Genomic DNA, 11,329 nt, shown 5'->3' on the forward strand with positions numbered 1-11,329 from the left:
CCCAACTATGAATTATGAATTGTGCATTATGAATTAAAAAACTACCATTTAATCGGGTCTATTCCATATTTTTCGAGATACTGGTTGGCAAGACTGAAATGGTGGTTGCCGAAAAATCCACGGTGGGCTGACAGTGGTGAAGGATGGGCCGAGCGGAGTATAAGGTGGCGCGAGGCGTCAATTAGCTGTGCCTTGCCCTGTGCGTAACTGCCCCAGAGGATGAATACGATATGGTCACGGTCGGCCGATACGGCACGTATCACGGCGTCGGTAAACTCTTCCCATCCGTGGCGCTGGTGGCTTCCGGCAGCATGCGCGCGCACCGTAAGCGTGGCGTTGAGCAGCAACACGCCCTGTTCGGCCCATCGGACAAGGCTTCCGCTCTGTGGCACAGGCGTGCCGAGGTCGGCCTGTATTTCCTTGAATATATTAACGAGCGAGGGCGGAAAAGGCTCTCCGTCGTTCACGGAGAAGCATAAGCCCTGCGCCTGACCCGGCTCATGGTAGGGGTCTTGCCCGATGATTACCACTTTAACCTTGTCGAACGGGCATAAGTTGAAAGCGTTGAAGATAAGCCGCCCCGGCGGATAACACGTGCCCCTGCGGTACTCTTCGTGTACGAACGCCGTAAGCGCGGCAAAATACGGTTTGTCAAACTCGGCCCCGATGTGCCGTTTCCAACTTTCCTCTATTTTTACGTCCATATCCGTTTGTTGTTTATACGAATGCAAAAATACACCTTTTTTCCCGTATGTGCAACGTTATGCGCATTTCTTTGGACTGCACGCGACGCACATTCACAATGCAAGGAATACGGCCAACGAAAATCCCGAATGCGGCACTCATGACTGTCATCTGCCGCGTCCAGCAGAATGAAGACATGCCGGCTGGCAACAGAGCGGCTACTCGGCAGTAGCCGTGGCGACCTCTTTCCCTTTCAAATTGTCTATAAACAGAAGCAGACGGTTGGTAACGTTGACGTCGCTAACGCCGCTGTCAAAATCGAGCGAAAGGATGTTCATGTCCGGGAAGAACATCTTTATTTTCTTTTCAATGCCTTTTGACACAATGTGGTTGGCAATGCATCCGAAGGGCTGCAGGCTCACCACATCGCGCACTCCCTGGCGTGCGCACGACATTATTTCGGCCGGCAACAACCATCCTTCGCCGAACTGGGCGCTCAGCGAGATTACCTTGCGCGCCTCTTCGGCCTCCTCGAAAATATCATTGAACGGCGTAAAGTAACGGAAAGAGGACGCCGCCTTGTTGACCCGGGCAATATGTTTCCTTATCCTTTTGTAGACAAGGCTGTATATAAAATCGGTTATTGAGCGGCGCTTAAGGTGCGTCTGCCCGTCAATACGATTGTTGACAAAGCTCTGCATGAAGAAATCGAGCAACAGCGGAGGCACAATCTCGACGCCCTGCGAAATCAACCAGTCGGTCACGTTCTTCTGGGCGAAGGGGTTGAACTTGAGGAATATCTCGCCGACCACGCATACCTTAGGACGCTCTACATCGTAACAAATGCGGTTAAACTCCGTCGCGGCCATCGACAGATAACTAAGCAAGTCTTCCGAACGGCCCTCAAGGATAAGGCTCTCGCTGGCCTGCAAGTACAGGTCTCGCAGCCTCGCGGCCTGTCCGGGCTGCTTCTCGCGCACCACGGAGGCATAATAGAACTTGGATATACAGTCACTGTAAAGCACTGAATACAGCGCGATGGGCAACAACTTAATCCAGTTTACCTTAAATCCGGGCTGCAAATTCTTGATTGAACCGCCCACTGCAAAGGCTATAACGGGCACGTCGTCGTAGCCGGCGTCGACAAGTGCTTTCTTTATCAGCGACACATAGCTGCTCGCGCGGCACTGTCCGCCCGTCTGGGTCATGGCCACCGCCGTGTTGTGCGGGTCGTACTTACCGCTTTTGAACGCCTTGATTATGTCGCCTACGATCAGCGTCGCGGGGTAACATACTTCGTTGTTGGCATATTTCAAGCCCCATTCGCACGACTCGGTGTCGCTCAACGGAAGGTTCTCCACGTCGTATCCTGCCACACGCATGATGGCCGGAATGAGCGGCGAAATGAATGGGGTAAAGTACGGAACAAGGATTTTCCTGCCACGGCAAGCCTTGTCGAACACGGGCGTAGTCTTGAACTCGGCCGTCTTGCGGCGGTCGGCACCGTCGCCTCCTGCCAGCTTCAGGCTCTCGATAAGCGAACGCACGCGCAGCTTCATCGAGCCAACGTTGTTGATGTCGTCGAGCTTCAGCAACGTTAGTACACGCCCGTGGCGCAGCAGAAGGTCGCGCACCTCGTCGACGAGAAACGCGTCCGGCCCGCAGCCGAACGACGTCATCTGCACGAACTCCATGCCGTCCTGTCCGGCACACCACTTCGCCGCCTCGAGTATCCGGTTGGGATAAGCCCACTGCGACAGGTAATGCGCGTCGTTGACAGCCACCTTCTTGTCACGCACAATATCGTCCGTTATAACATAAATGCCCATGTCGGCAAGCATGTCAGACACCTTGTGTTGTATCAGCATGTCGGCATGGTAAGGACGGCCGGCCAGCAGAATGGCCAACGCTCCCCGCTCACGAGCCTTGGCAAGCACGCGCTCGTTGTACGAAATGATGTCGCGGACATAGTTGTCCTGCGCGCTCATGGCTAGGCTGAAAGCCTTGTTTATCGTGTTGTCGGTAACGCCGAGCGAACCCAGGTACTCACTGCATTGCTTGAAAAGCAGCCCCTTGTCCTTGAAGGTGATGGTAGGCGAGTCTATCGGAATGTCCCCCGCCTGCACGCTTTTCACGACTTCGGCATATCCGGTTACTATCGGACAGTTATAGCTGTTCTGCTCCTTGCCCTGCCGTTCATAAACAACGAAGGGCATGAAGATACGGCTTACCTTCTTATCGATGAGGTTCTGTATGTGGCTGTGTACCAACTTGGCCGGGAAACAGATGTTGTCGGACATCACCATGCAGGCGTTCCTCTCGTAGCTCGAGAAGTTGGAAAGGTCGGAAAGGCATACCTCTATGCCGCATTCGGTAAACAACGTATGCCAGAAAGGATAGTCCTCGTACATGTTAAGGCAGCGGGGAATGCCGACGGTCATGCGCCTGTCGCCCTTCACTCCTTCACGGTCGAAGAGCAGTTCGTTCTTTTTCTGATAAGCGTTAATGCCCTTCTGGGGCTTGCCCGCTCCCCCGTTGGTAAACACTTTCTCGCATCTGTTACCCGAATAGTATTTCTCTCCGTTATCAAACTGGTAACGAACAACGAGGCACTGGTTGTCACAGCCCTTGCAATGGAGGAACTTCGACGTGTAATGGGCCTTTGCCAGCATATCGTCAAGCCGCACTTCGCCCGCCGCGTGGGCCTTGGCATAGAGGGCGCAGCCGTACGCTCCCATCAGCTCGGGTATGTCGCAGCGGGTCACCTCGGTGCCTGTCAGCACCTCGAGGGCACGCACCACGGCGTCGTTACGCATTGTTCCGCCCTGCACCACGATATGCTTGCCAAGCTGTGACACGTCCTTCAGCTTGAGCACTTTATACAGACAGTTCTTCACTACGGAGTAAGCCAGGCCGGCGGCGATGTCGCTTACCGTAGCGCCTTCACGCAAAGCCTGCTTCACTTTGGAGTTCATGAACACCGTACAGCGCGTTCCAAGGTCGCAGGGGGCGTCCGCGCGGCAAGCCTCAACGGCAAATTCGTGGGCCGTGTAGCCAAGGGTCTTGGCGAAAGTTTCGATGAACGAGCCGCAGCCTGACGAGCAGGCCTCGTTTATTTCAATGCGGTCGATAATGCCGTCGGTCACGAATATGGCCTTCATGTCCTGTCCGCCGATGTCGAGAATGAACGAAACCTCGGGGTCAAGATAGTGCGCCGCCATGTAGTGGGCTATCGTTTCGACGATGCCTCCGCCAAGCTGGAAGGCGGCCTTGATAAGGTCTTCGCCGTAGCCCGTCGAGCAACTGCCCTTAATGCACAGCTCGGTGCCGCTCTCGGCACAGGCCTTTTGCAGGCCTCTCAACCCTTCCTCTACAGCCTCTATGGGGTTGCCCTTGTTGGCACTGTAATATGAATAGATTATTTTCGAGTCACTGTCGGTAACTACAATCTTTGTAGTTGTAGAGCCGGAGTCGATACCTATGAACGCCTCCTGCCGCCCGCGGCGCAGCTCGGCACGCCTCACCGTGTGGCGCGACATGCGCTCCTGCCATGCCGTATAGTCGCTATCGTCAGTGAATATAGGCGTAAGCGAACTGCGAAGTCCGTCTTTTGAGACAGCCGCATTGCGCAACTCGGCAATGACGGCAGACAATTTGCCCGGTCTCTCGCCGTCAACATCGGCAAGGGCGGCGCCAATCGCTGGCAGCAAAGTGCCGTTTTCGGGCAGTATTATATCGTCGGGAGATATCGAAAGATAGTCAACAAACGCCTTGCGCAGTGCAGGGATAAAAGTCAGCGGGCCACCGCAGAAGAGTACAGGCGGCGTTATTTCGCTGCCGTGAGCCAACGTTACGACGGTCTGCACGGCCACTGCATGAAGAATGGAAGCCGCGATGTCGGCGCGACTTACGTTCTTGGCGATAAGGTTCTGGATATCAGTCTTGCAGAAAACGCCGCACCGCGACGCTATAGGATAAGTCCGTTCGGCGCTCAAGGCAAGGTCGTTCAGCTCGTCAACACCGACATTCAGAAGCACGGCCATCTGGTCGATGAAGGCTCCCGTGCCGCCGGCGCAGTTGCCGTTCATGCGCAGGTCGGCAGCATGTCCGTCCTTGAAGAACACCACCTTGGCGTCCTCGCCGCCGATATCGATGAGCGATGAAGTTGCCGGATAATATTTCCTGACGGCCTTTGCGGCTGCCACCACTTCCTGCACGAACGGGAACGAATGTTTCTCGGAAAAGCCCATACCCACCGAACCGGTCAGCCTCACGCTGACGTCGGCGTCTCCACACTGGGCCATAAGTTCCTCAAGAACGCTTACGACTACGTCCTTTGCGTTGGCATTATGCCTTTCATATTTAGAGAACAGCACGTTTTCGGCTTCGTCAACGGCTACAATCTTGGCCGTCGTAGAACCAATGTCTATTCCTATTCTAACCATTATAAAATAAATTAAATGTCTCTTTACCCGGTGCAAAGTTACTAAATTACATCTTTTTGAGATAATATTATTTGAAGAAAATATGTTCAAAAATTCACATTAATGTAATAAAAAGAACGAATATTACACGCTTTTTCTTTTACAAAAACAAGAATATCCGCAAAAAACTAACACCCTCATGTAGGGGCGCGCGGCTCGTGCGCCCGCCAAACCATTGAACAATGTCACATGTGGATGAATACGACATTACCCGGGCGCACGAACCGCGCGCCCCTACAAGCGGGTGGAGGCAATGGCGATAAATAAAGTATGCATTACAAAAACAGCGCTTATGCCAATGCGAATCACGCCTTGCGTAATTTCAACGCATAAACAAATACGGCAATAAACGCGGCAACAAGAAACGCCAAGGCTACGGCATAATTGAATATTCCGCCGCAATACGCCTCGTATGCGATAAATGTAAGAAACGTTACGGCCAACAATCTTAAAACGGCAATCAACCCACCAAGCAGCCGTAACCCTGCCTGAACGTCATTGAACTTATGCGGCCAATTGCAATATCCGGGATGTCTTTTAAAGAATGTCAGCAAGAAATACACAAAGACACTTACCACAGGCAACAGCAGTATGTTGCAAGCATTGCCGTACTCATCCGCATTGCCGCGGGCGTCCCAGTGCAAAGGGACATTATCATGGCCAACAACAGCCATGACGCAGATGCCCGCTTGCAGGGCAACCGACAATATTGTCAGCAATCCGATAACTCTATCAGCAACCCGCATAATGTCACATCCTCGGCAGAAAAGCCGTAACCTGAAAAAGGGAAAATGCGTGGAGCCGTAACCTGTCGCGGCTCCACGCATGATTATAAAACGTTAATGTGTTTTTAAATGTTGTCCTCAATGAGGTTCTCGCCGGTCATGTCGGCGGGCTGCTCCAGACCCATGATGTGGAGGATTGAGGGAGCCACGTCGGCCAGGCGTCCGTTCTTCACGGTAGCGCTGTTGTTGTCGGTAACGTAGATGAACGGCACGGGGTTGAGCGAGTGGGCCGTGTTGGGCGTTCCGTCGGCGTTGATGGCGTTGTCGGCGTTGCCGTGGTCGGCAATGATTATTGCCTCGTAACCATTGGCCTTGGCAGCCTCGATAACGTCATGCACGCAGTGGTCAACTGCCCATACTGCCTTTGCGATGGCGTGGTAAACGCCGGTGTGACCCACCATGTCACCGTTAGCGAAGTTTACAACGATGAAGTCGTACTCCTGGGTGTTGATGGCGCCCACGAGCTTATCCTTCACCTCGTATGCGCTCATTTCCGGTTTGAGGTCGTATGTAGCGACTTTGGGAGAGGGAACGAGTATGCGGTCTTCGCCGTCGAACGGTGCCTCGCGTCCTCCGTTGAAGAAGAACGTAACGTGAGCGTACTTCTCCGTCTCTGCCGTATGCAGCTGTTTCTTGCCCTGCTTGCTGAGATACTCGCCCAGGGTGTCCTGCACGTTCTCCTTGGGGAAAAGGATGTGCACGCCCTCGAACGACGCGTCGTAAGGCGTCATGCAGTAATACTGCAGGTCCTTTATGGTGTGCATGCCTTCGTCGGGCATGTCCTGCTGGGTCAATACCTGCGTCAGCTCCTTCGCGCGGTCGTTGCGGAAGTTGATGAAGATAACGACGTCGCCCTCCTGTATGGTGCCGTCAACGGTAGAGTTGTTGATAGGCTTGATGAATTCGTCGGTCACTCCCTCGGCATAGCTTTCCTCCATGGCCTTCACCATGTCGTCGGCCTGCTTGCCCTTGCCCTCAACGAGGAGGTCGTAAGCCTCTTTTACACGATTCCAACGCTTGTCGCGGTCCATGGCGTAGAAGCGTCCCACGATACTTGCCACGTGCGCTCCGTTCTTTGCGCATACGTCTTCAAGCTGCTTGATGAAGCCCGCGCCGCTCTTCGGGTCGGTGTCGCGGCCGTCCATGAAGCAGTGAACGTAGGTTTCCTTCAGGCCGTATTCCTTTGATATTTCGATGAGTTTGAAGAGATGGTCGAGTGAAGAGTGCACGCCGCCGTCGCTGGTAAGTCCCATAAGGTGGAGCTTCTTGCCCGTCTTCTGAGCGTATCCGTAAGCGTTCTTTATCTCCGGGTTTTCGAGTATCGAGCCGTCCTTGCATGCGCGGTTGATCTTAACCAGGTCCTGGTAAACTATGCGTCCTGCGCCGATGTTGAGGTGACCTACCTCCGAGTTGCCCATTTGTCCGTCGGGAAGGCCCACGTCCTCGCCCGAAGCCTGCAGCTGTGAGTGGGGGCTTACGGCGTTAAGATAATCAAGATAAGGGGTCGGCGTGTTGAAGATTACGTCGCCCTCGCCATGCTTTCCGATACCCCATCCGTCGAGTATCATCAATAATGCTTTCTTTGCCATAATCGTATAATCTTAAAAAACATGTGCAAAATTACTAAGTTTTGCGGTAAGTGCAAAATAAATCACGAGGTTTATAAATAATGTATCCAGCCATTTTCCGCAGGCCATGCCGCCGGCAGGCGCGGCGCCGCGGCGTTATTAAACCTGCACGGGCGCCAAGACTTTGTACAATGCCGTTATCGGCAATCATAACCGGCAGGCCAAACCGCCATTCCGTGCCTGACGCTGAATGCAGGTTTAGCCTGCCGGTATTGCCATTATGCCATATCGTCGGGAAAATACGGAACATTCATTAAATTTATGATAAAAGGGGAGTTGTGCCTTACTCGTTTGATTGAAATTCATTATTTTCTCACCGTTTAATTTAAAAAAATACACGTATGGAACTCAAAAAAATTACAGATGTTTACATCATTTGGAAGGAAACGAAAAGGCAACTGGTAAAGGAATCGACACTGGCCACGTACATGACCAACGCTGAGAAGCACATCCTGCCTGCATTCGGCAACTGCACCAAGGTGGAGGACAGCGCCGCCCAGGCCTTCGCCTTCGGGCTGCTCGAGCGCGGGCTGTCGCCCCGCACCGTCAAGGACATCATTCTCGTGCTGAAGATGATAGTGGTGTTCGGATACAGGAAGGGGTGGCTGGAATGGCACGAGTGGGACATCAGGCTGCCCAAGGACGACGTGCATAACGAGCTGAAGATACTTACGCATTCCGAACAGAAGACGATGATGAACTTTCTCGGCTCGCACTTCTCGTTCCGCAACCTCGGGTTGTACATCTGCCTGTGCACGGGAATGCGCATAGGGGAAATCTGCGCCCTGAAATGGTGCGACATCGACCTTGACACACGCATGATAAGCGTCAACCGCACGATAGAGCGTATCTACGTTGTCGACGGCGGACTGCGCGCCACCAAGGTGGTGATAGGCAGGCCGAAGACGGCCAGCTCACGCCGCGAGATACCCATAAACAACTCGCTGCTGCGCATACTCCGCCCTCTGTCGCGCTTCATCTGCCCCGACGGCTACGTGCTGACAAACTCCGAGAAACCGCTGGAGCCGCGCATTTACCGCCGGTACTACAAGCTGCTGATGGAGAGGCTCGACATGCCGAGGATAAAGTTCCACGGCCTGAGGCACACCTTCGCCACGCGATGCATAGAAAGCCAGTGCGACTACAAGACCGTAAGCTCCATCCTCGGCCACTCGAACATAAGCACGACGCTCAACCTTTACGTCCATCCCGACATGGGACAGAAGCGCAAGTGCATTGACAAAATGATGAAGTCGGTAATGAAATGACTTACGAAAGACCGTCAATCACACGATAAAAGGCCGTCTTTTACAAGCTAAAAGACGGCCTTTCACAACATATTGGGTATCAGCATGTTACGCATCCGGCCCGAAACGGGGCCAAGAACGGGCGCCGGCGGTCACGACTTACGGTAGCTCACGGGCGACAGGCCGACGTGCTCCTTGAAGTACTTGCCGAGGAACGACTGGTTGGGAAAGTTCATGTCTGCCGCAATCTCCTTGACAGTCTTGGTGGTGTTCTTTAGCAGCGAGCGCAGCTCCATCACCACGTAATTGTCTATCCACTCGTTGGGCGTGCGCCTGCTCACCGCCTTGACCATCTCCGACAGGTATTTCGGCGTGATGCACATCTGCTCGCCGTACCACGCCACGCGCCTCTCGCGCATGTAGTTCTGCTCCACCAGGCGGATGAACTCGGCAAATATCTCCTCGGCGCGCGTCTGCTTGCCGTCGTCGCCGAGCCGTATATGGCGTATCGCGTTGTTAAGCTCGCATATCATGGCAGATATGAGATGGCCCACCACGTCGCGGCGGTAGGCATTGCCGGTATCGTTGATTTTCTCCTTTATGAGGTTGTAGTATGTCACCATGTTGCGCGTCTCGCAGGGCCGTATCCTGAACACCGGATGGCTGCGCGAGAAGACGATGAGCGACGACAGCTCGTGTATGTCCTTAACGATTTCCTGGTAAAAGTCCGGCGACATCATCAAGGCTATGCCACGCGCGCCCGGACCTACCACGTAACGGCCCATCACCTGGCCGTCGGGTATTATGATTACGTCGTTGGGTTCAACGGTATATTCAACGGTATTGGCTGTGTATCTTGACACGCTTTCGAGGCAAAGCGCCACCACGATGTCGGACACGCGGCATACACCGTCGGGTAACTGCAGTTCGGTAAAATCGTCAAAAAGCATGAGGTCGGAACCGATATGGCAAGTGTTGCCAAGCTGTACAAGGTTAGAAATAGACGTAGTAGACAGTTCGGAAATTCCCATTAATTATTCTTTTTTTCCTGCAAAAATAATAATTAATCGTCCATTTGCAAATATTTCGTCAACAAAACAGCCTCAATGAACGGTATTTCAGGACATAACGACCCGCCGCCGGCAGTCATCATCCGCCGCACCTGCCGGCCATGCCACGGATTTTGGAGCGCAGGTAATCCTTGAAACCATCGCCGCCCAACACCTCGATGTCATCGAAAAGCCCGAGCACGAAACGCCCTATGCCAGCATAGCTGCACACCTCCATGCGCAGCAGGCCGCCGCCACGGCCGTCGTCGGCCACGAACACCGAGGCGTGAGGATACTCTTCCTTCAGCACGTTGCAGGCCAGCGCGCCGAGCCTCAACTCAACGGGCAGCAACTCCTCGCCGCTGAACATGAACACGTCGGTGAACATCCGGCGGTGCATGTCCTCATAGGCCCACCCTGAATCGAGCACACGCACGTCCTGCATGCGGCTCAGCTTGAACGTCTTGTTCATGCCTGAGGCCGGCTCGTAACACCTCACCTCATTGTTGTTGTTCATCAGCAGGAACGGCTCCACGAAACGGTCGCGCGTAGTCTGGCTGTGGGGCGAGGCATAGCCGACAAGCACAACCTGGCGCTTCATCTTGATGGCATCATACAAAGCGCGCAGGTTCTGCACCGCCTGTTCACGCAAACCCTCGTCAACAAGTATGTCGAAATCATAAAAACGGGCAAGCTTCGACTTTATACTTACCGTAAGGGGATTGCCCCGCTCGGCCTTGTCAAGGGCACGACGGACGAGCACCGCCTCCTCCTCGGTGAACGAGATACGGTTGAACAAATGATTGAAGAACGGCGAATTACGGTCGAGCTTATAGAAAGAGCCGCTCTTGACGACATTGAAACCGCAGTCGCGGAAGAACTCAAGGTAATAATAAAGGTTGCGGCGGGATATGCCTAAACGGTCGCACAACTCGCCGACCGTGTAATTATGATTCTCGGTGAGCAACAACATGAGCTGCAACTCACGCTCAAGTTTATCGTGACGCACTTGTAAAATTAAGAGTTAAGGATTAAGAGTTTAGAAAAATGCCTTCGGAAGTTAATAATTAAGAGTTGAAAATTAAGAATTAAGAGTTAAGAATTAAGAAAAATGGCCTTGATACTTGCATGGCATACTTTCTTAATTCTTAACTCTTAATTCTTAATTTATCACCGCAAAAGTCTAAAACTTTTGCGGTGATATGGCGTTATTCCATACTTGGCAATGGCCTCGCGGTGGGCCTTTGTGGGGTAACCCTTGTTGACGTCCCAGGCATATTGGGGGTATTCACGGGCCAGCGAGTCCATATAGTCGTCGCGGTAAGTCTTGGCAAGAATGCTCGCCGCGGCAATGGACAGATACTTGCCGTCGCCCTTGACGACGGTGTTGTATGGTATGAAACGGTAGGGCTTGAAGCGGTTGCCGTCAACGATGATAGCCTCGGGACGCAC

8 protein-coding genes are annotated in these 11,329 nt (G+C 53.3%); 1 reads left to right on the forward strand and 7 read right to left on the reverse strand.

Translation table 11 applies throughout. The annotated features are described in order from the left end of the window. Positions 1–41: 41 nt before the first annotated feature. The 4 genes from ung to gpmI all read right to left on the reverse strand — a co-directional run bounded on the left by ung (position 42) and on the right by gpmI (position 7,542). Entirely contained in the window at positions 42–704 is a 663-nt protein-coding gene (gene ung / locus H6A34_RS11375) for a uracil-DNA glycosylase (RefSeq protein WP_205105614.1), read from the reverse strand. A gap of 198 nt (positions 705–902) precedes the next feature. Continuing rightward, entirely contained in the window at positions 903–5,129 is a 4,227-nt protein-coding gene (locus tag H6A34_RS11380) for an acyl-CoA dehydratase activase (RefSeq protein ID WP_205105615.1), read from the reverse strand. Positions 5,130–5,473: 344 nt separating this feature from the next. Continuing rightward, the gene (locus H6A34_RS11385) at positions 5,474–5,995 is read right to left on the reverse strand and encodes an SdpI family protein (protein ID WP_205105616.1); all 522 of its coding nucleotides are present in this window, start codon (positions 5,993–5,995) and stop codon (positions 5,474–5,476) included. 23 nt (positions 5,996–6,018) lie between these two features. Next, a complete protein-coding gene (gpmI, locus tag H6A34_RS11390) occupies positions 6,019–7,542 on the reverse strand; it encodes a 2,3-bisphosphoglycerate-independent phosphoglycerate mutase (RefSeq protein WP_021948817.1) in 1,524 nt (507 codons plus the stop codon). 380 nt (positions 7,543–7,922) lie between these two features. Here gpmI and H6A34_RS11395 point away from each other — a divergent pair, with 380 nt between their 5' ends. Further along, positions 7,923–8,849: a tyrosine-type recombinase/integrase gene (locus H6A34_RS11395; RefSeq protein WP_205105617.1), complete on the forward strand. Its 927-nt coding sequence runs from the start codon at positions 7,923–7,925 to the stop codon at positions 8,847–8,849. 131 nt (positions 8,850–8,980) lie between these two features. Here H6A34_RS11395 and H6A34_RS11400 read toward each other — a convergent pair whose 3' ends face one another. From H6A34_RS11400 to H6A34_RS11410, 3 genes are all read right to left on the reverse strand, one after another. After that, complete coding sequence (locus H6A34_RS11400; RefSeq protein WP_205105618.1) at positions 8,981–9,859, reverse strand: helix-turn-helix domain-containing protein; 879 nt, start codon at positions 9,857–9,859, stop codon at positions 8,981–8,983. Positions 9,860–9,977: 118 nt separating this feature from the next. Beyond that, on the reverse strand, positions 9,978–10,886 hold the full coding sequence (locus H6A34_RS11405) for a helix-turn-helix transcriptional regulator (protein ID WP_021948813.1): 909 nt from the start codon (positions 10,884–10,886) through the stop codon (positions 9,978–9,980). 161 nt (positions 10,887–11,047) lie between these two features. Continuing rightward, positions 11,048–11,329 (reverse strand): ribonuclease HII (locus H6A34_RS11410; protein WP_205105619.1); only part of this gene is annotated, 282 nt, incomplete at its 5' end.

Origin of the sequence: Marseilla massiliensis, from assembly GCF_016899855.1 — a bacterium.
GTDB lineage: Bacteria > Bacteroidota > Bacteroidia > Bacteroidales > Bacteroidaceae > Prevotella.